Origin of the sequence: Demequina ureilytica, assembly GCF_048553575.1 — a bacterium.
Taxonomy (GTDB): Bacteria; Actinomycetota; Actinomycetes; order Actinomycetales; family Demequinaceae; genus Demequina.
Window position 1 is genome coordinate 44,335 of the sequence record NZ_JBLZIE010000003.1, and the last position, 19,318, is coordinate 63,652.

Below are 19,318 nucleotides of genomic sequence, written 5' to 3' on the forward strand. Positions count from 1 at the left end.
CGCGCAGACCTGCTACTCGCCCGTGGGACGCTCCACGTGTCCGCCGAACCCCTTGCGCATCGCGGAGAGCACCTTCTCGGCGTAGATGTCCTGATCGCGCGAAGCAAAGCGCGAATACAGCGCGGTCGTGAGCACCGGCGTGGGCACGCCTTCGTCGATCGCGGCGATCGATGTCCACCGGCCCTCACCCGAGTCCGAGACGTGGCCCGAGAACTCTTCGAGGTCGGTGTCCTTGCGAAGTGCCTCGGCGGTGAGATCGAGTAGCCACGAACCAATCACCGAGCCCCGGCGCCATACCTCGGAGACGGCGGCGGTGTCGATGTCGTACTGGTAGTACTCCGGATTGGCGAGCGGTGCGGCCTGGCCGTCCGCCTGTCGCTCGGGCGTCCCGACGTCGGCATTGCGCAAGAGGTTGAACCCCTCGGCGTAGGCAGCCATCAGTCCGTACTCGATGCCGTTGTGCACCATCTTGACGAAGTGACCCGCGCCGTTCGGTCCGCAGTGCAGCCAGCCGCGCTCCTCGCTGGCGGGCTCGCCGTCCCGTCCCGGCGTGCGGGGGGCCGCGTCAACGCCCGGAGCGACGGTGTCCCAGATCGGCCGGAGCCGCTCGACGGGTTCCTTGTCGCCGCCGATCATGAGGCAGAAGCCCCGGTCCAGTCCCCATACCCCGCCGGAGGTGCCGCAGTCGACGAGGTTGATCTCGGACTCCGTGAGCGTGGCCGCGTGGGCGAGGTCATCCCGGTAGTAGCTGTTGCCGCCGTCGATGATGGTGTCGCCCGGCTCGAGGACGCCTGCCAGGGCGTCGATGACGGAGTGCGTGATGTCGCCCGCGGGCACCATCACCCATACCGCGCGAGGGGCCTCGAGCGCAGTGGCGAACTCTGCGATCTCGTGCACCGGCACCGCCCCCTCGGCGGCGAGCGTCTCAATCGCCTCGGGCGAGACGTCGTGAGCAGCCACGGTGTGGCCATCTGCCATGAGGCGGCGGCTGAGCCCCGCTCCCATGCGTCCGAGTCCCACCATGCCGATCTGCATCGGGGTGTCCGTTGTCATGTTGTCTCCTCCTAGTGCGGTGAGTGCCGGGGGATGGTCAGGGTCAGTCCACCTGTGGCGTGACCCAGGGCCCGTCCTGGCCGATGAGCCGCCCGGCGGCCTCCTCCGGGCCCCAGCTGCCGGGCTCGTAGGGGATCACGGGGGTGTGGTCGGTGAGGATCGACTCGACGACCCGCCACGCGGCCTCGACGGAGTCCTCGTGAGTGAACAGAGCGTTGTCGCCACGCAGCGCGTCGGTCAGCAGCCTCTCGTACGGCGCCACCTCCAGATCGCTCTCGGTGTGCAGCAGCAACTCCTTCTCGTGGCCCACGAACTCCTCGCCCGGGCGCTTGACCCGCACGCCCAGGGCGATCTCGCTGGAGGGTGACAGTCGGAACCGCAGGCGGTTCGGGTGCTGGTCCGGGTCCAGAGCGTCCTGGAAGAGCGCTTGCGGGGGGCGCCTGAAGTTCACGACCACCTCGCCAGCGGACGCTGCGAGCGACTTGCCGGTGCGCAGGTAGATCGGCACTCCTGCCCAGCGCCACGAGTCGATGTGGAGCTTCACCGCCGCGTAGGTCTCGACGTCGGAGTTGTCCGCAACATCGGGCTCATCGCGGTAGCCACGGAACTGACCGCGCACGTAGTCGTGGCGGGTGATCGGGCGCATCGCCTTGAAGACATTGACCTTGGCGGCCTGCACGGCGCCATATCCCTGGTACGCCGGTGCGTCCATAGTGAGCAGCGCGACTATCTGGAACAGGTGATTCTGGATGACGTCGCGCACGGCTCCTGCGGACTCGTAGAACGCGCCACGGCCGTTGACGCCAAAACTCTCGGCAAGAGTCACCTGGATGGACTCGATGTGGGTGCGGTTCCACAGCGGCTCGAACATCGCGTTGGCGAACCTGAAATAGAGGAGATTCATGATCTCCTCTTTTCCGAGGAAGTGATCGATGCGGAAGATCGCCGGCTGGTCGAATGCCTGGGTGATGACCCGGTCGAGCTCCTGGGCGCTGGCGAGGTCGCGGCCGAACGGCTTCTCCACCACCACCCGGCCGTTCTCGTGCAGTCCCACCGCCTGCAGCCCCTTGACCACGGTGCCGAACAGCGACGGCGGAATGGCCAGGTAGTGCGTGGGCGCGGCGCACTCAGCGATCTCCTCGCGCAACCTCTCGAAGGTCGCGGGGTCGTTGTAGTCGCCGTCGACGTAGCGCAGCAGGCCGAGGAGCGTGTCAAGCGCCTGCTCGTCGTCGATGCCGCCATGAGCGGCCGCGATGGACTCCCGCGCCCGCTCCTTGAGGTCCTCGAGCTCCCATTGTGAAAACGCGACGCCCACCACGGGAACGGTGAGGTCGCCGACCTTCGCCATCCGGTACAGCGACGGGAAGATGGACTTGCGCGCGAGGTCTCCGCTCGCGCCGAAGAACACGAGGGCATCTGACATAGTCTCGGGCTGTGCGCCTGGCATGGCACTCCTCACTAGGACGGGGCTCTACTGTCGGGACATCACTGCTCTCCACACTACGTGCGGGCGGCGCGGGACGCCCCTGGAGGTGCGTCGCGTGCCGCTTCGATCAACCTCAGTACCGGTGACACCTGCGGCGACGGCCACGCCACGCGACAGACAGGGGAGGTCTGCGGTCGACCACGACATTCAGGCTCAGGCTCCTTGGTTGGCGTGCTCACGCTAACGTGAGGTGACCGAGCAGGATTCCCGTGTGCCGCATATCGAGCATCAGTCTGCTCCCGAGTGGCGGGCGGTGCCCGTTCGAGCGGACGCCCATGGAATGCCTGCGGCGGCGCCGGGCGTTGACGACGGCAGACTTGAGTACCGACGCTCACCCTCGACCCCAACTCGACACCAAGGAGCATCGCATGACGGCGACCACGCAGACCTCATCCCTTTCGGCACTGTCCGCAGCAGGAGTGTCCATCTGGCTCGACGACCTCTCCCGTGAGCGTCTGCGCTCGGGCACCCTCGAGCGCGACGTCAAGGAGAACTCGATCGTGGGCGTCACCACGAACCCGTCGATCTTTGCGGCAGCGGTCGCAGGCTCGGACCAGTACGACGACCAGATCGCCGAGCTCGCCGCTCGGGGCGTTGACGTCGACGAGGCGGTGCGCATGATCACCACGGCCGATGTCCGCGAGGCCTGCGACGTGCTGCGACCGGTGTACGACGCGACTGACGGGGTCGACGGCCGCGTCTCGATCGAGGTGGACCCGCGGTTCGCCCGTAACACCGATGCCACCATCGCCGAGGCCAAGCAGCTGTGGTGGCTCGTGGACCGGCCCAACGTGATGATCAAGATCCCCGGCACCACGGAGGGACTGCCTGCCATCACCCAGGCGCTCGCTCTTGGCATCTCGGTGAACGTGACGCTGATCTTCTCCCTCCAGCGCTACCGCGAGGTCGTCGAGGCGTTCCTCAGCGGGCTGGAGCAGGCGCAGGCCAACGGGCACGACCTGTCGCGTATCGGCTCCGTGGCCTCGTTCTTCGTCAGCCGCGTGGACGCCGAGGTGGACGGCCGTCTGGACGCGGCCGGCCCGGACTCCCCGGCCCGCGGCACTGCGGCAATTGCGAACGCCCGCCTCGCTTTCGAGCACCACGAGCAGGTGCTCGCCTCTGATCGCTGGAGCAAGCTCGCTGCGGCGGGAGCCCACCCGCAGCGGCCGCTGTGGGCATCGACGTCCGTCAAGGACGACGCCTACCCGGACACGATGTACGTCGACGAGCTGGTCACGGCCGGAACCGTCAACACGATGCCTCAGTCGACGATCGACGCATTCGCGGAGCACGGCGTGGCTCAGGAAGGCGAGTGGGACACGGTGCGGGGATCGTACGACCAGGCGCGAGCGGACTTCGAGCGCCTGGCCGATGCGGGCGTCGACATCGACGACGTCACCTTGCAGCTTGAGGACGAGGGCATTGACAAGTTCGCGGCCTCGTGGGACGAGTTGCTCGCCACCGTCAAGGGCCAGATGGCGAAGGGCTAGCGAGCCCGCTCCCGGGCGGCCCCTGCGCAGCGTCAGCGGTGCGCAGCGTCAGCGGTGCACGACGACCTTGCCGATCATGGCGGTCGTCTCGACCAGGCGATGCGCCTCGCGGATCCCGCTCGCCGTGAAGTCCTCGATGTGCCGTGTCGCGGTGGGCACCACCGTGCCACGGTCCACGAGTTCGGCGACGACGGTGAGGATCCGCGACTGCTCCGCGATGTCCCAGGTCGTGTAGCGGGACCGCGTGAACATGTACTCCCAGTGCATGCTCGCTGACTTGGCGAACAAGGGCAGCAACGACTCCTCGGTGCCGTCGATCGACACCACGTGGCCCAGCGGCTTGATCACCTTGGCGAAGGCCCCGACGTTGCCGCGGGTGTAGGACGAGAACACGTACTCGACCCCGTCGGGGGCGAGTCCGGTCACGGATTCCACGAGGTCGTGGTGATCCACCACCGCGTGCGCGCCCATGCGGAGGCACCATTCACTGGACTCCGGGCGCGATGCCGTCGCGATTACGCGCAGGGCGGTCAGCTGAGTGGCGAGCTGAGTGAGGATAGAACCCACGCCGCCGGCGCCTCCCACGATCACCAGGGTTCCGCCGTCCTCGCGGCTTAGGCGCAGGTGATCGAACATCGACTCCCACGCGGTGAGCGCGGTCAGCGGCAGTGAGGCTGCGTCAGCGAACGATGCCGTTTCGGGCTTCAGGGCCACGATCCGGTGGTCGACGGCCTGCAGATCGGCATTGGCGCCAGGCCGGGTGGCGTCGCCCGCCCACCACACCTCATCGCCGGGCTCCAGTCCCTCGACCTCGCTGCCCACGCCCACGATCACGCCGGCACCGTCGTAGCCCAGGATGAGGGGGCCCCGACTGGCCTGATGAGACCGCCGCTTCTTGACGTCGACGGGGTTGACCGACACCGCCTCGACGCGGATCAGCACATCGAGGGGGCCCGGCTCAGGCTCCGGGACCTCCGCGTCGCGCAGTGCATTCGGGTTGTCGAGGGGGAGCCCCTCATCGCTGACGATGGCACGCATCGCTACCTCCAGTGGGCGCGGCCCATGGGGCCGCCGTCGGGTTGGTGTCCGGGATGGTCATGAGAGTCGCGGCTCCACCGCGGCGGCGACTGTTGCGGCGTCGCTCCATGACAGCCCGGCCGTGGCGAGCGCCTGCCGCATCGCGAACACGCGGCCGTCCTCACCCTCCATGAGTTCGCGCGCGAGCGCCTCGAGGCAGTCCATCATCGACTGCTCGATCAGCCAGGCGACGGCGCGCGGCGCGACGTCGGCGCGCAGCGTGCCGTCCTTGGCGCCGCGGGCCACCGCATCGGCGAGGAGGCCTCTGGCGGGCGCGAGGGCCTGCTCGACGGGGACGCGCAGGTGCGTGCGCACGCCCATCGTGATGAACGGAGCGACCGGCTCCTGGTCGTCCCACAGGCGTCCGACCAGCAGGGCGATCTGTTCCGCAGGAGTGCCATCCTCAAGAAACGCGCCGCGCGCGATGCGGTGCGCCCCGCGCATCACGATGCGCTCGATCAGGGCGTCACGGGTAGGGAAGCGTGCCCGGAGCGCGGCCGCGTCGGTGCTCGTGCGTCGCGCGATCTCGTCGAGCGAGGCCTCTGGGGAGGCGACAAGTGCCCGTATTGCTGCGTCGAGCAGCTTGTTCTCGGATGCCGGGTCGGCGGGGCCGACGCTTGAGCGCACGGCGGGCGTACCCCCATCCCGGGAGCGGCGACGGTGCAGAAAACTCACACTGCCAGGGTACGACCTGTCACGAGACAACTCTCAGGAGCTCGCGCTGGCAACGGAATCGAGTGCGCCTTCGATGCCCCGGCGGTAGGCGTCGATGATCCGGTCCCAGCGCGCGTCCGCCTCGTGGTCCACGCTCCGTCGCGCGGGATCTGCCTCGAACCACGCCACGGACTCGTGGATCGCGTCCGCGAAGCGGTGGCGGGTCGCGAAGTCGGGGACGACGGCGCGCAGCTTGCTGGTGTCGAACACCGCCGCGTTCGCCTTGTCTCCCAACAGTGGCCCCTCGAACTCGTCGCGGTCGAACCTCACCAGCAGGTCGGTGGGCACGTGGACCGACTGCGCAGCCAGCGCGTCGGGGCTCACGCCCAGCGCCGCGGCGACGTGTCCGTGAATCTGGTTCCAGGTCAGCACGTCGTCGCCCGTGATGTGGAAGTCCTCGCCGACGGCGCGGGGGTTGCCGAGCAGGCCGATGAGGCCCACCGCGAAGTCGCGGTGATCGGTGATGGTCCACAACGAGGTGCCGTCGCCGTGGACGAGCACGGACCGGCCGGTGCGCAGCCGCTCCGCGACCGTCCACGGGTGGGACCACGAGGTGATCCCGAACGGAATGTCGGAGTAGCCGTAGGTGTGGGACGGACGCACGATCGTGAATGGCAGGTCACCGCTGGAACCCGCGGCTCGCAGCAGGACCTCGCACGCGGCCTTGTCGCGGCTGTACTGCCAGTACGGGTTGTGAAGTGGCGTCAGCGCCTCCGTCATCACGTAGTGCGACGGCGGCGTCTCGTAGGCACTCGCGGAGGAGATGAAGACATACTGGTCGGTCAGGCCCGTGAACGTCTCAATGTCCTGGCGCAGGTGATCGGTGTCGAAGCAAATCCACTGCACCACCGCGTCGTACCGTCCACGCGCTGCGACGTCCTCGCGTACCGCGGCGCGCAGCGCCTGCGGGTCTCTCGCGTCCACCGTGAGTGACCGCACTCCCTCGGGGATCGCTCCGCGCACGGACTGGCCGCGTGTCGCCAGGGTGAGGTCGATGCCGCGCTCGACGGCGAGGGGCGAGGCGGCGGACGAGATTAACCCGGTGCCGCCGACGAACAGGACGCGCATGCTGCCTCCTTGCAGGGAGTGACGTGTCGGCCTCACTGTACGCGCGCATCGGCCGCGTACGACGGCCGCAGGCCGATGCGGTCCTCACCTTCCAGCGCGTGCTCTAGGCGCGGCAGCGCCGAGTCGCCTATCCCGCAGACTGGCGCAGCGCGTCCCGGTAGATGCCCGCCAGCCGGTCGAACATCGCGTTCGCGTCTCGGTCGACGCTCTGGCGCTCGGGATCCGCCTCGAACCACGCGACGGCCTCGGCGACGCCCTCGTCGAACGGGATGCGTGCCCGCCAGCCGGGCACGAGTGCCGCGATCCGTGACGTGTCGTAGACGGCTGAGTGCATCTTGTCGCCATAGATCGATCCGGCTTGGGAGGGCGCCGCGGCGACCATCGCGTCGGACGGCACGGACACGCGCTGGGCCTCGAACTGCTCATCGGTGAGGCCCGCCGCCCGCGCGATCTCGCGGTAGAGACCGGTCCAGGTGAGCGCCTCGTCGGAGGTGACGTGCACGGCCGTGCCGATCGCGTCCGGGCTGCCGAGCAGGCCCAGAATGCCCGCCGCGACGTCGCGTGCGTGGGTGATGGTCCACAGCGAGGTGCCGTCGCCGGGGATCACGATGTCCGCGCCACGGCGCATGCGGTCGACGATGGTCCACGGGTGCCGAGAGTTTCCTGTGTAGGCAGGAATCTTGGACGGTCCGTACGTGTGAGCGGGCCGGACGATCGTCCACGGCAGCCCCTCAGCGGCGCGCAGCACCTGTTCGCCAGCGAGCTTGAGCCGCGCGTACTCCCAGTACAGGTTCTCCTGGCCCGTCTCCTCGGTGAGGAGCTGGAACCGCTCGACGGTGCGATAGGAGGCACCCGTGGCGATCAGCACGTACTGGTCCGTGAGGCGCGCGAAGGTCTCGATGTCCTCGGCCACGTGCTCGGGAGTGAAGGCCACACACTGAACCACTGCGTCGAACCGCTCGCCGCGGAGTTGCCGCCCGCGCAGCGCTGCCCGCATCGCACCCGCGTCCGTGGCGTCCGCGTGGATCACCTCGGCCCCGGCCGGGGCCGAGGCGACGGGGGAGTTGCCCCGGTTGATGAGCGTGAGGGAGTCGCCGCGCTCGGCGGCGAGCGCCGCGAGCTCCGACGAGATCAGTCCGGTGCCGCCAATGATGAGGATGCGCATGTCACCGATCGTACGGGCCCGGCGCCGGCGACCACGGCGTCAGTCGACGGGCCTCGACAACAGCGCCACCCTGATGGCGCCGCCCTTGGTGGTCTGTTCGCCGAGCTGCCGAAAGCCCAGCCGCTCGTGGAAGTCCATCGACCGCGGATTCGGCGGGTCGAGGTTGACCTCGGCCGTGACCTCAGTCGCGCCGCGTTCGCGGGCGCGCTCGAACACCGACTGGTACATCGCGTGTCCCACTCCTGTGCCGCGGGCGCTCGCGCTGACCACGATCCGGTCGATGTACTGGTGGCGCACGCCGCGGTCCTCGAACCAGCGGTAGTTCTCCGACTCGTACGACTGGCCGTGTCCGAGGCTCAGCAGGAACGCGATCACGTCGCCCGTGCGGTTGAGGGCGACCAGGCAGACGTCGCAGAACTCGATCAGCGCACGCAACTGATCCTCGCTCAGGGTGGTGACGGCGGGAGATGCCTCGGTGTTGAGCGCGAGCACGGCAGGCATGTCCGATTCCCTCATGACCCGCATCCGGAGATTCTGCATGCCCCACATTGTGCCGTGCGCATGTCACGAATGTGTGACGAGCAGGGGTCCGTCCTGCATCGGTGCACAAGCGAGGAGCGCGCTCGTGTTGAGATGGATCCCTTCGCGACCACCAAGGGCGGTGTCCGCTCGCAGTATCGCGCAGGATCACATTGCGGCAACGACGCTCGGGAGGGCTTGACAGTGATCACGGCGAGAGACACTATGAGTACAAGCGAGCGCATGTTCAGAGTGTGAGCACTTGCCCAGACGCTCGCTTACGCATGGAAGAGATGTCCACAGAGAGGTGGCCTCCTCGGGGATGACCCGGCGGTGCGGCTCTCGATATACGAGAGGAAAGACAGACATGCGATTCCGAATGAGAACACCCTTGGCCGCAGCAGCGGCCGTGACCGCATTGGTGGTCACTGCAGGGTGCAGCGCCGATGACGACAACGGCGAAGAGAACGGGGGCGGCAACGGCGCTGCCTCGTCAGGCCAGGATCAGATCATCATCGACCAGCTGTTCGACGGCCAGGAGGCCGCCATCGACCCGCACAGGGCCGCGGCGCCGTCCGACCGCACGATGTTCCGTGCCATGTACGACACGCTCGTGACATTCCCCACAGCTGACCTGTCCGAGCCGCAGCCGTGGCTCGCGACGGAGTGGTCGTCGAACGACGACGGCACCGAATGGACGTTCGAGCTCCGCGAGGACGTCACATTCTCGACTGGCAACGCGCTGACGTCCGAGGACGTGGTGTGGTCGATGAACCGACTCAAGAACATCGGTGACCGCGCGTCGTACCTGATGGACGGTCTCACCGTAAGCGCAGACGGCGACTACACCGTTGTCTTCGAATCTGAGACCACCAACGCCGCGGTGCCATTCATTCTCACCAGCTCCAACGCAGCGGTGCTCGACTCCGAAGTGATGGAGGAGAACGGCGGTGCGAGTGACGAAGCGGCCTCCGGCACCGACGATGTGGGAATGTTCCTGTCCGAGAATTCGGTGGGCAGCGGCCCGTACATGCTCGAGCGCTACGAGTCAGGCTCTGAAGTGGTGATGGTCAAGAACCCCGAGTGGTGGGGTACGGACCCGAGCTTCGAGCAGGTCGTCATCCGCAACTCGGACCCAGCCGTGCAGCGACTCAACATCATGAGCGGAGAGGCGCACATCGTCACCGATCTCGGCCAGGAGGAGATCGCCTCGATCGGAGAGTCCGACCTCCAAGTCGCGACCTCCCCGGGAACGAACGCCTGGGTGCTGGTCTTCAACCTCGACGAGTCCGTGTCTCCCGTCACGAGCAATCCAGCGTTCCGCGAGGCGGCCAAGCACGCGATCGAATGGGAGTCGCTCGCAGAGCTGGCCGGAGAAGGCGCTGAGCGGCACTGCGGCTTCATCATCCCGACAGTGGTCAGCGGCCTTCAGGAAGGTGATGAGGGTTGCCTCGAGTACGACATCGAGCACGCGCGATCCCTGATCCAGGACGCTGGGCTCGAGGGTGAGTCCGTGACATTCACGCTGCAGGGCTTCGACCGCGACGGCGTCAATGCTGTCGAGTTCGGGAGCCGCATCTCGCAGATGTGGTCCGAGATCGGCATCGAGGCCGAGATCCTCGAGCAGCCCGATGCCGTCGTAGCCGATTTGCGCAACAGCGGCGAGATCGAAGTGTTCATCGTCCCGAACTCGATGCGCTCGCCACACCCGTACACCTACGTCGGGACGATGAATCCGAGTGGCGGAACCTCGCAGTCGGGTGATGACTACCGCGGCGGATGGCAGGCCGAGGGTCAGGCGGGCGCCGTCCACGAACCCATCGAGGGTCAGACCGAGTGCGCCGCCATCGGCGTCGAGGCCCAGAACTCGCCCACGATGGAAGAGGCCACGCCGCTCTACGAGGAGTGGCAGCGGTGCATGAACGAGGTGTCGCCGTTCATCCCTCTTGTGGTGGGTACCGCGAGCGTGGTGGCACAGCCTGATCTCCCGGAGATCACCGAGTACCACCCGCTGTGGGCAGTCGACATCCCCACCTTGTCAGGGGCGACAGCTGGCTGACGGATGAATCGCCGGCGTGCTGTCGGCAGGTGCGCAACACCAGTCGACAGCACGCCGGCATCAGCCCCCTCACCGACCGTTCCAGTCCACCACGAAAGTTGAACTTACATGGGTGTCCAAAACTCGTTCTGGCTATTCGTCGTCAAGCGCCTGGGAATCTCGCTGTTCCTTCTCTGGGGCGTCGCGACCATCATGTTCCTCGCCGCGCGCCTAGTGCCTGGCGACGTCATCTCCGTGATGCTCGGAGAGGAGGCGGCGGCAGATCCGGTCGCGCGCCAGGCGATGATCGAACGCTTCGGTCTTGATCGCCCAATGTTTGAGCAGTATTGGATCCACATGGCAAATATCGCCCAGGGAGACTTCGGTATCTCGATGCGCACCCGGGGCCCAGTAGCCGATGATCTGGAGCGTGCGATTCCGGCATCGCTCGAACTGGGCCTGCTCTCCGGAGCGATCTCGGGAATCATCGGCATCTTCCTTGGCACCCTGTCGGCGCTGCGCCGCGGAAAGCTGAGCGACCAGGTCATTCGGGTCATCACCGTGACCGGAATCTCGGTACCACTGTTCTGGCTCGCGCTGTTGGCCCTGTACCTGTTCAACTTCAAGCTCGGCGTGTTCCCGGGGATCGGACGGCTCGGCCCCGGCAGCGCCCCACCGCCCCAGGTGACCGGCATGTACACCGTGGATGCGCTGATCGCTGGCGACCTCGCTACGTTCTCCGACGCCCTCATGCATTTGCTCATTCCTGGCGCGGTCCTCGCGGTCTTTACGATGACCCTGATCACCCGGTTCACGAGATCGGCCGTGCTTGAGGTTCTCAACGAGGACTACGTGCGCACCGCGAAGGCCAAGGGCCTGTCGTCCAGCCGTGTGCTATTCGCCCACGTGCTCCGGGCCGCCTTCGTGCCCATCGTCACCGTGCTGGGGATCATGTTCGGGGCGGTGCTCGCGGGAGCAGTCCTTGTCGAGGAGATATTCAACTTCCCCGGCATCGGGCAGCTGATGTTCCAGAGCGCCGTGTTCCTCGACATGCCGGGAATGATCGGCGTCGGACTCGTCGTGGCGGTCATCTACATCGGCATCAGTTTCATCACGGACATCCTCTACGGCGTGATCGATCCCCGAATCAGGGTCAGTTAGGAAGGCGGACGCCATGACTTTGACACCAGAGCGGCCCGACAGCCGCGCAGCAGAGCAGGCGCCCCCCGTGGCACCGTTGCTTCCCACCGACGCACGCCTTGCTCGCACCTTGAGCAAGCAGGTGCGGATCGCCGGGCGAGGCTTCTGGAAGCAGCCGCTTGCAGTCTTCGGAGTGATCATCCTCGCCGCGTGGCTTGTCGTTGGCGTCTTCGCGCCATGGATAGTGCCGTTCGATCCCCTGGCACAGGACAGCGCTCGGTTCCTGCCCCCGGGCGGGGAACATGTCATGGGCACAGATGCGCTCGGCCGCGACGTCTTCAGCCGTGTGCTCACGGGCGTGCAGATCACGGTGCCCTACGCCGTGATCATCGTGATCGTCTCGACGCTGATCGCGTTGATCGTAGGAGCGGTGGCCGCCTACGCAGGTGGGTGGATCGATGAGGTGCTGATGCGCACCACTGACATCTTCCTCGCACTGCCGTCGATCGTGTTGGCCATGGTGGTCGCCGCAGCAATCGGCCCGGGCCTGGGCAATGCCGTGATCGCAATCATCATCGTGGCGTGGCCGCCGATGACGCGCATCGTGCGCAGCCTCGTACTGTCGATCCGCTCCCGAGACTACGTGACGTCGTCGCGTTTGCTCGGTGCAAGTTCGTCTCGAACACTGGTCGTCGACTTCGGCCCGAACCTCACCGGCAGTGTCGTGGTCGTGGCAATGATCGAGATCAGTCAGCGCATCCTGCTGCTGGCGGCGCTCTCCTTCCTCGGGCTCGGTGCCCAGGAGCCCACCCCCGAGTGGGGCCGAATGGTGTCTGACGGCGCGGCGATCCTCGATCGGTGGTGGGTGGCGACCTTCCCCGGTCTGGCGATCCTGACGGTGGTGCTCGCATTCAACCTCATCGGCGACACACTCCGCGACTCGCTCGATCCGCAAGTTTCTCGCCAGATGAAGGGATGATGATGACCAGCGTTCTGCAGGTAGAAGATCTTCGAGTGTGGGTTGCTGGATCTGGCAAGCCGGTACTGGTGGTGGACGGCGTCGACCTCGATATCCAGGCGGGCAAGGTGCTCGGCCTGGCCGGGGAGAGCGGCAGCGGGAAGTCGATCTCGGCGCAGTCCCTGATCGGCATTCTCGGCGAGAAGTTCGTGTACGAGGGTGACATCGCTCTCGAGGGACGCGCCATCGGACATGGCGGCGAATCGTTCAAGAACGTTCGCGGGCGCGAGATCAGCATGATCTTCCAGGATCCGTTGAACTCTCTGCATCCCCAGATTCAGGTGGGGAAGCAACTCATCGAGCATGCGATCAGGTTCGGCCAGAGCCGAAGCGAGGCCATCTCGAGGGCCAAAGAGCTCCTTCGGGAGGTGCGTATTCCGGACGCGGACCGGGCGATGAAGTCCTATCCGCACCAGTTCTCAGGAGGAATGCGACAGCGCATCGCGATCGCAATGGCGCTCGTGGGCGACCCGAAGGTCCTGATCGCCGACGAGCCCACCACGGCACTGGATGTCACGGTCCAGGCGGGGGTCCTGCGGCTCATCAAGCGGTTGTGCCGGGAACGTGACCTGGGAGTCATGATCATCACCCATGATCTCGGTGTGATGGACGCAATGGCCGACGACCTCACCATCATGTATGCAGGTCGGGTCGTGGAATCCGGGTGCGCACAGGACGTGCTGCGCGCTCCGCGCCACCCCTACACTCAGCAACTCGTGGCGTCGCTGCCGATGGGGCCTTCCCGTGACGGCGGTAAGGCCCGGTCGATGCAGGCCATCAAGGGTGAACCCGCGACGCCGCGCAATCGGCCGCCAGGGTGCGCCTTCAACCCGAGGTGCCCGTGGGCCGAAGATCGCTGCACGGAGATCGTGCCGCCACTCGAGGATCGAGGAGGGGGCCGGGAGAGTGCGTGCTTGGTCGATCCCTTCGTGCCAGTGGAGGCCGTGAGAAAGGCGGAGGCGCGATGAGCGAAAATGAAGCAGTCCTCACCATCGAAGACCTCGAGGTTGAGTACAGAATCAAGGGCAAGGGCAGGCTCCGGGCTGTGGCGGGGGTTTCTCTCGAAGTCGCTCGCGGTGAGATCGTGGGGCTCGTGGGCGAGTCTGGCTGCGGCAAGTCCACAGTCGCCAAGGCCGTCGTGGGCATCGAGAAGCCCGCAGCGGGAGAGATCCGGTACCGCGGTGAGACCGTCGTTCCCCTCAGCCGCATTCACAAGCGTCCCGTGAGTCAGCGCAATCTCCAGATGATCTTCCAGGAGCCTGCGTCCTCGCTCAATCCCCGTCGATCGATCGGTGCGCAGGTCACTGACGCCCTGAGGTTCGCGACGACCATTCCCGCCGAACGCTACGACGAGCGCGTGAAGGAGCTCCTCGACCTCGTGGGTCTTCCGGAGAACGCGGCCGAGGCATATCCCCACCAGTTCAGCGGTGGCCAGAAGCAGAGGGCGTGCATCGCGCGTGCGCTGGCGGCGGAGCCCGAGGTCCTGGTGGCAGATGAGGCCATCTCGTCGCTGGACGCCTCGGCGCAGGCCCAGATCGCGGACCTGCTGGTTGAGCTCGTCAAGGAGCTCGACATCGGGCTGCTGTTCATCTCGCACGACTTGGCGGTGATCAGCGAGATCTGCGATCGCATCGCGGTCATGTATTTGGGCAAGATCGTGGAGGTGGGCACACCCGCGCAGATCTGGTTTGAGGCGCGGCACCCCTACGCACGCGCACTCATGCGCTCGGTCCCAAGCATCGGACGGGATGGCTTCCCTGAGCCACTGGCAGGAGAGGTACCGAACCCTGCCGACCCACCCACGGGATGCCGCTTCCATACGCGATGCCCATTCGTGATGGACAAGTGCCACACGATCGAGCCTCAGTTGATCCCGATGGATGGCGAGGGTCTGAATCAGGCGGCGTGCTTGCTCCAGGAGCCCGGTAACCCGGTCGATCTCGACGCTGTGGCTGCGCGCAGGGAGGCTGCGAAGCAGGAGACTGCGTCACGGTGAGCATCCGTGTAGATGACGCGGCCTTCACGCGTATCGCAATCGGTATCGCGAATGTGGAGCGGGTGTGGACTGGCGGACGGTGGCTCGAGGGGCCCGTGTACTTTCGCGACTCGCGTCAGTTGCTGTGGAGCGACATCCCACGGCAGCGGATCATGCGTTGGACCGAGGCGTCCAGCGTGGATGTGTTCCGTGAGAAGAGCAATCACGCCAATGGCAACACGCGAGACCGGGAGGGAAGGCTAGTCACTTGCGAGCACAGCGGGCGGCGTGTCACCCGGACCGAGTGGGACGGCTCCATCACCGTGATCGCCGACGAGCACGACGGTAAGAGGCTCAACTCTCCGAACGACGTCGTGGTCCGGTCAGATGGCTCAGTGTGGTTCACGGACCCGGACTACGGAATCCTCGGTGACTACGAGGGCCGTCGCGCCTTGCGAGAGCAGGAAGGGAGTTTCGTCTATCGATGGGACCCGATCTCGCACTCGGTGACGGCAGTGGCAACCGATATGGAGCAGCCGAATGGGCTGGCGTTCTCGGTTGACGAGTCGACTCTCTATGTGACCGACAGCGGCGTGACCCATCGGCCGGACGGACCCCGGGACGTGCGTGCATACGACGTGGAGGACGGGACATCGCTGCGGTCGGGGCGGATCGTTGCCCACATCGAGGAACGGTTTGGCGACGGCATTCGCGTGGATGAGGCGGACCATCTGTGGGTCGCTACCGGCGGCGGAGTGCTGTGCATGGAGCCCGACGGTTCCCCGCTCGGTCGGATCGTGCTCCCGGAAGGCGCGTCCAACTGCGTGTTCGGCGGGGAGGACTCGAACCGACTCTTCATCACGGCGACGAGTTCGGTGTACGCGATCTACCTGAATGTTCGCGGGGATCAACGACCATAGGCGGCCCGGTGAGGCGCATCGGAGCCGTGAAAGTTCGATCAAAGGAGATTGATGATGAATCGGCATCAGCAGAAGGTGACCCTGGGAAGTTCTGGCCTTGAAGCGACACAGCTCGGCTTCGGAGGCGGACCCCTGGGGAACATGTTCGCCCCCATCGCCGAAGACGTGGCGCGACAGGCACTCGACCGCGCGTGGGGCCTAGGAGTGAGGCTTTACGACACGGCTCCCTTCTACGGATTCGGCACGTCCGAGCGGCGAGTGGGCGCAATGCTCGCCGACAAGCCCCGGGACGAGTTCGTACTGACGACAAAGGTGGGCAAGCTGCTGCGCGCCGATGCCTCGCCCAAGGACGAGCAGTTCGTCGACGGGGAGCCCTTCTTTCGCAATGTTCCGGATCTCAACGTCGAGTACGACTACTCGGGCGACGGAGCCCGCCGCTCCATCGAAGAGAGCCTCGAGAGACTGGGCCTCGACCGCATCGACCACGTCAGCGTGCACGACCCGGACGACTACTTCGAAGAGGCGATGGAGGGCGCGATCCCGGCGCTGATCGAGTTGCGTTCGCAAGGCGTGATCGGCAGCGTCGGCATCGGCATCAATCAGGCGGAGCTGTTAGAGAGGTTTGTGACCGGGGCAGACCTCGACCTGGTTCTGCTCGCGGGGCGTTACTCGCTGCTTGACCAGTCTGCGCTGAACACCGGCCTTTTCGAGGCGACCGTCAGGAGCAACACCGCGATCATGCTCGGCGGCGTGTACAACAGCGGTCTGCTTGCGAGGCCGGAACCAGGCGCACGGTTCAACTATGAGGCCGCGCCACCGGAGCTCGTCGAGCGCGCCCGGGCCCTCGCCGAGTTGTGCGACTGTCACGGCGTGCCGCTGATGGCGGCAGCGATTCAGTTCCCGCTCGCGCATCCCGCGATTACAGCCGTCCTCACCGGGGTGAAGTCTCGGGAGGAGATCGAGGAGAACGTGCGCATGATCGACATGGACATCCCCGGTGCGCTGTGGAGCGACCTGCGCGCCGAAGGGCTCATCCCCGAAGGCGTCCCGGTGCCCGAGAGCGACAACTGACGGATGGCCAGCGACGCATCCAGCACGGGGCGCCTCGCGCACCGATCCGTGGCCTCCGTCTCGCACGCGTCACCGAGCAGCAAGCGTGGCTCGTCCGCGCCGCCGCTTGGCCCGAATGACCGCCTGATCGTCATCGATGACGACCCCACGGGCAGTCAGGCGGTTCATGGCGTGCAGGTGGTCGCCAGCACCAATGAGAGCGTGATCGAGGCAGCGCTGCGAGAGAGCGCGACGGTGTTCTTCTTGTCGAACGCGCGCGCGCTGCCCGAGGCGGAGGCGGCGGCCTTGATCACCGAGATCGCGCGTGCGGCTGCACAAGTGTGCGAGCGGATGGGGCTACGCCCCGTATTCGCCAGTCGCTCCGACTCGACCCTGCGCGGCCACTTTCCCGCGGACGTGGCTGCCATTGCCACGGGCGCGGGGCTCAATCCGACGATCCTGCTCGTGCCCTGCTTCGTGGAGGGCGGCCGTTGGACGATCGATGACGTCCACTGGGTGCGAGACGGCGATGAGCTCGTGCCCGTGGGGCAGACGCCCTATGCCCGGGACTCGTCGTTCGGTTTCGACTCATCCCGGCTCGATGCGTGGGTGGAGGAGAAGTCTGGTGGCGCCATCCGCGCCGCCGATGTCGCGCGCATCGGTCTTGACGATCTGAGACGCGGCGAGGCGAGTGCGGTTGCCGGGATTCTCCACAGCCATGAGGGTGGGGTGATCGCTGTGAATGCCGTGGACTACGAGGATCTGGACACGCTCGTGGAGGCGGTCGGCATCGCCGAGGCGGCGGGCATGGAGTTTGTGTATCGCACCGGGGCGTCGTACATCCGCGCGCGGGCGGGGATCGAGCCTCGCGGACCGGTGGGGAGCAGTGAGGCCGGATATGTGCACCGTGAGCATGGCGGGCTCGTCGTGTGCGGTTCACACGTGCCTCTTGCCACGGCGCAGATCGACGTGCTGGTCGCACGTACTGACTGTGAAGGGATCGAGATCGCCGTCGCGGACCTGTTGAGCGGGCCGGAAGCGCGGGCGGGGGTGATCGATGGCGTGAGCGGGCGGATACGGCAGGCCGTGCACGCGGGCAGACACGCCGTGGCCTACACGACTCGCGAATTGATCGACCCGCCCGCCGGCATGACGGCCCTTGAGATGGGCAAGATCGTCTCGACCGCCCTGATCGACATGACCCGTGCGGTGCGAGCCGAGGTCGGGTTCCTGGTGGCGAAGGGCGGAATTACGTCTCACGACGTCGCCACGCAGGCGCTCGAGCTCGAGCGCGGCGTCGTGTTGGGCCAGGTGATTCCAGGGGTGTCGGCCTGGAGAGTGCAAGCGGGAGCGGTGCCGGGCCAGACGCTCGTGGTCTTTCCCGGCAATGTTGGCATGGCTGAGTCGCTGAGCGATGTGGTGGACGCAATCTCTCAGGAAAAGGGGCCCACGGGGCTGTTGTGAGCGGATGCTCAGTGGTAGAGTAAATGTTACAAACTCAGAATCGGGCGGTGCGGATCGGTGACGACAGTCGCCGTCCAGCCAGAAGGCAGAGAGGCCGTTCGGGCAGCCCGCAGCGCCACACAATCGACACAGAGAGGTGTCTGAACGTGACGAATGTTCTCAAGCACACGACCGTGAGTAACGACCTGGCGAACCAGCTAATGGATGCGGCGACATCGCGAGCTCATGAGCTCGGAGACCGTTTCTCGATCGCGATCGTCGACGTCAGCGGGGTGCTCAAGAACTTCCGGCGTCTCGACGCGTGCCCGCTCGTCGGCGTCGACGTTGCGCAGGACAAGGCCTACACAGCAGTGCTGAAGGGGATCCCGACCCACGAGTGGTACGAGGGGATCAAGGACAACCCGTCGCACCTTTACGGCGTCCCCGCGGCGATTTCGCGCGTCACCATCTTCGGCGGCGGCTACCCGATCATCGTCGATGGCGAACTCGTCGGCGGCATGGGTGCCAGTGGCGGATCATACCTCGAGGACATGGACGTCGTGAAGAGCGCGCTCGACGCCGTCATCGGCTAATCAGTCCGCAACCCCACTGACCACAATTTTCACGATGAAGGAGAACTGATGAAACGCGGCGGAGTCATCCACGACAAACTGTCATACGCGATTGCGACCATGGGTCACGACGATCTCATGATCGTCACGGACGCCGGCATGCCCTTCAAGAGGGACGAGCGGACGATCGACCTCGCTCTCGCCCCGAACGTGCCAGACATGTTCACCGTGCTGCGTGCGATCAGACAAGAGCTGTGGGTCGAGAAGTTCGCCTTCATCGAAGAGGGCCAGAACCCCAACATCGTGAACGGAGTCACAGCCATCTTGCCCGACGCCGAGTCCGTGCTGATGCCCAACGACTGGTTCCACGACGCCGTCGACAACTCGGCCAAATGGGTCGTGCGCAGCGGCGCATGGACACCGTGGGGCAACGTCGCTCTGTGGTCAGGCATCCCGGTGGCGTCCTGGATGGACTCGACTGGCGCGGAGCCGCCGGAGGAGTGGCAGGAGCGACTCGACAAGAACCGTCGGTTCGGAAACGAAGGCGTCGAATGATCGCGGCACCCGGCACCGGTCGCGGGAAGGGGGCC

The 19,318-nt window shown here is 66.3% G+C and carries 18 protein-coding genes; 11 read left to right on the forward strand and 7 right to left on the reverse strand.

Annotated features, from left to right (window positions below; all coding sequences use genetic code 11):
* Positions 1-12: 12 nt before the first annotated feature.
* Together gnd and zwf are read right to left on the reverse strand one after the other, a co-directional pair.
* Positions 13-1,053, reverse strand: coding sequence for a phosphogluconate dehydrogenase (NAD(+)-dependent, decarboxylating) (gene gnd / locus ACNI3K_RS09620; protein WP_419391676.1), 1,041 nt, complete (start codon positions 1,051-1,053; stop codon positions 13-15).
* A gap of 43 nt (positions 1,054-1,096) precedes the next feature.
* Entirely contained in the window at positions 1,097-2,500 is a 1,404-nt protein-coding gene (zwf, locus tag ACNI3K_RS09625; RefSeq protein WP_419391677.1) for a glucose-6-phosphate dehydrogenase, read from the reverse strand.
* A 407-nt stretch (positions 2,501-2,907) separates the two neighbouring features.
* On the opposite strand from zwf, the gene tal reads away from it, so the two are divergent.
* The gene (gene tal / locus ACNI3K_RS09630) at positions 2,908-4,029 is read left to right on the forward strand and encodes a transaldolase (protein WP_419391678.1); all 1,122 of its coding nucleotides are present in this window, start codon (positions 2,908-2,910) and stop codon (positions 4,027-4,029) included.
* Between the two features lie 48 nt (positions 4,030-4,077).
* On the opposite strand, the gene ACNI3K_RS09635 is transcribed toward tal, so the two are convergent.
* The 5 genes from ACNI3K_RS09635 to ACNI3K_RS09655 form a co-directional block, all read right to left on the reverse strand.
* The gene (locus tag ACNI3K_RS09635; RefSeq protein ID WP_419391679.1) at positions 4,078-5,067 is read right to left on the reverse strand and encodes a zinc-binding alcohol dehydrogenase family protein; all 990 of its coding nucleotides are present in this window, start codon (positions 5,065-5,067) and stop codon (positions 4,078-4,080) included.
* 57 nt (positions 5,068-5,124) lie between these two features.
* On the reverse strand, positions 5,125-5,781 hold the full coding sequence (locus tag ACNI3K_RS09640) for a TetR/AcrR family transcriptional regulator (protein WP_419391680.1): 657 nt from the start codon (positions 5,779-5,781) through the stop codon (positions 5,125-5,127).
* Between the two features lie 33 nt (positions 5,782-5,814).
* Positions 5,815-6,888, reverse strand: a complete 1,074-nt coding sequence (locus ACNI3K_RS09645; RefSeq protein WP_419391681.1) for an NAD-dependent epimerase/dehydratase family protein — start codon at positions 6,886-6,888, stop codon at positions 5,815-5,817.
* 127 nt (positions 6,889-7,015) lie between these two features.
* Positions 7,016-8,053, reverse strand: a complete 1,038-nt coding sequence (locus ACNI3K_RS09650; RefSeq protein WP_419391682.1) for an NAD-dependent epimerase/dehydratase family protein — start codon at positions 8,051-8,053, stop codon at positions 7,016-7,018.
* Between the two features lie 39 nt (positions 8,054-8,092).
* The gene (locus tag ACNI3K_RS09655; protein ID WP_419391683.1) at positions 8,093-8,593 is read right to left on the reverse strand and encodes a GNAT family N-acetyltransferase; all 501 of its coding nucleotides are present in this window, start codon (positions 8,591-8,593) and stop codon (positions 8,093-8,095) included.
* A gap of 358 nt (positions 8,594-8,951) precedes the next feature.
* Between ACNI3K_RS09655 and ACNI3K_RS09660 the strand changes: the two genes are divergently transcribed.
* The 10 genes from ACNI3K_RS09660 (at position 8,952) to ACNI3K_RS09705 (ending at position 19,283) form a co-directional block, all read left to right on the forward strand.
* The gene (locus ACNI3K_RS09660; protein ID WP_419391684.1) at positions 8,952-10,631 is read left to right on the forward strand and encodes an ABC transporter substrate-binding protein; all 1,680 of its coding nucleotides are present in this window, start codon (positions 8,952-8,954) and stop codon (positions 10,629-10,631) included.
* Positions 10,632-10,739: 108 nt separating this feature from the next.
* On the forward strand, positions 10,740-11,771 hold the full coding sequence (locus ACNI3K_RS09665; protein WP_419391685.1) for an ABC transporter permease: 1,032 nt from the start codon (positions 10,740-10,742) through the stop codon (positions 11,769-11,771).
* Positions 11,772-11,784: 13 nt separating this feature from the next.
* The gene (locus ACNI3K_RS09670; protein ID WP_419391686.1) at positions 11,785-12,729 is read left to right on the forward strand and encodes an ABC transporter permease; all 945 of its coding nucleotides are present in this window, start codon (positions 11,785-11,787) and stop codon (positions 12,727-12,729) included.
* A gap of 2 nt (positions 12,730-12,731) precedes the next feature.
* A complete protein-coding gene (locus ACNI3K_RS09675) occupies positions 12,732-13,736 on the forward strand; it encodes an ABC transporter ATP-binding protein (protein WP_419391687.1) in 1,005 nt (334 codons plus the stop codon).
* The gene (locus ACNI3K_RS09680; protein WP_419391688.1) at positions 13,733-14,764 is read left to right on the forward strand and encodes an ABC transporter ATP-binding protein; all 1,032 of its coding nucleotides are present in this window, start codon (positions 13,733-13,735) and stop codon (positions 14,762-14,764) included. The genes ACNI3K_RS09675 and ACNI3K_RS09680 overlap by 4 nt, the downstream gene beginning before the upstream one ends.
* Positions 14,761-15,663, forward strand: coding sequence for an SMP-30/gluconolactonase/LRE family protein (locus tag ACNI3K_RS09685; RefSeq protein ID WP_419391689.1), 903 nt, complete (start codon positions 14,761-14,763; stop codon positions 15,661-15,663). The genes ACNI3K_RS09680 and ACNI3K_RS09685 overlap by 4 nt, the downstream gene beginning before the upstream one ends.
* A 51-nt stretch (positions 15,664-15,714) precedes the next feature.
* The gene (locus ACNI3K_RS09690) at positions 15,715-16,734 is read left to right on the forward strand and encodes an aldo/keto reductase (RefSeq protein WP_419391690.1); all 1,020 of its coding nucleotides are present in this window, start codon (positions 15,715-15,717) and stop codon (positions 16,732-16,734) included.
* 3 nt (positions 16,735-16,737) lie between these two features.
* Complete coding sequence (locus tag ACNI3K_RS09695) at positions 16,738-18,177, forward strand: four-carbon acid sugar kinase family protein (protein WP_419391691.1); 1,440 nt, start codon at positions 16,738-16,740, stop codon at positions 18,175-18,177.
* A 146-nt stretch (positions 18,178-18,323) separates the two neighbouring features.
* A complete protein-coding gene (locus tag ACNI3K_RS09700) occupies positions 18,324-18,749 on the forward strand; it encodes a GlcG/HbpS family heme-binding protein (protein ID WP_419391692.1) in 426 nt (141 codons plus the stop codon).
* 48 nt (positions 18,750-18,797) lie between these two features.
* Positions 18,798-19,283, forward strand: coding sequence for an RbsD/FucU domain-containing protein (locus ACNI3K_RS09705; RefSeq protein WP_419391693.1), 486 nt, complete (start codon positions 18,798-18,800; stop codon positions 19,281-19,283).
* Positions 19,284-19,318 lie beyond the last annotated feature (35 nt).

What these genes read in the sequence shown, in the direction of transcription:
- ACNI3K_RS09690 (WP_419391690.1), top strand. Translation starts at nt 15,715, where the DNA reads ATGATGAATCGGCATCAGCAGAAGGTGACCCTGGGAAGTTCTGGCCTT.
- ACNI3K_RS09645 (WP_419391681.1), bottom strand. Translation starts at nt 6,888, where the DNA reads ATGCGCGTCCTGTTCGTCGGCGGCACCGGGTTAATCTCGTCCGCCGCC.
- ACNI3K_RS09650 (WP_419391682.1), bottom strand. Translation starts at nt 8,053, where the DNA reads ATGCGCATCCTCATCATTGGCGGCACCGGACTGATCTCGTCGGAGCTC.
- ACNI3K_RS09655 (WP_419391683.1), bottom strand. Translation starts at nt 8,593, where the DNA reads ATGCAGAATCTCCGGATGCGGGTCATGAGGGAATCGGACATGCCTGCC.
- ACNI3K_RS09675 (WP_419391687.1), top strand. Translation starts at nt 12,732, where the DNA reads ATGACCAGCGTTCTGCAGGTAGAAGATCTTCGAGTGTGGGTTGCTGGA.
- ACNI3K_RS09705 (WP_419391693.1), top strand. Translation starts at nt 18,798, where the DNA reads ATGAAACGCGGCGGAGTCATCCACGACAAACTGTCATACGCGATTGCG.
- ACNI3K_RS09635 (WP_419391679.1), bottom strand. Translation starts at nt 5,067, where the DNA reads ATGCGTGCCATCGTCAGCGATGAGGGGCTCCCCCTCGACAACCCGAAT.
- zwf (WP_419391677.1), bottom strand. Translation starts at nt 2,500, where the DNA reads ATGCCAGGCGCACAGCCCGAGACTATGTCAGATGCCCTCGTGTTCTTC.
- ACNI3K_RS09695 (WP_419391691.1), top strand. Translation starts at nt 16,738, where the DNA reads ATGGCCAGCGACGCATCCAGCACGGGGCGCCTCGCGCACCGATCCGTG.
- ACNI3K_RS09670 (WP_419391686.1), top strand. Translation starts at nt 11,785, where the DNA reads ATGACTTTGACACCAGAGCGGCCCGACAGCCGCGCAGCAGAGCAGGCG.
- ACNI3K_RS09665 (WP_419391685.1), top strand. Translation starts at nt 10,740, where the DNA reads ATGGGTGTCCAAAACTCGTTCTGGCTATTCGTCGTCAAGCGCCTGGGA.
- ACNI3K_RS09660 (WP_419391684.1), top strand. Translation starts at nt 8,952, where the DNA reads ATGAGAACACCCTTGGCCGCAGCAGCGGCCGTGACCGCATTGGTGGTC.
- gnd (WP_419391676.1), bottom strand. Translation starts at nt 1,053, where the DNA reads ATGACAACGGACACCCCGATGCAGATCGGCATGGTGGGACTCGGACGC.
- ACNI3K_RS09680 (WP_419391688.1), top strand. Translation starts at nt 13,733, where the DNA reads ATGAGCGAAAATGAAGCAGTCCTCACCATCGAAGACCTCGAGGTTGAG.
- tal (WP_419391678.1), top strand. Translation starts at nt 2,908, where the DNA reads ATGACGGCGACCACGCAGACCTCATCCCTTTCGGCACTGTCCGCAGCA.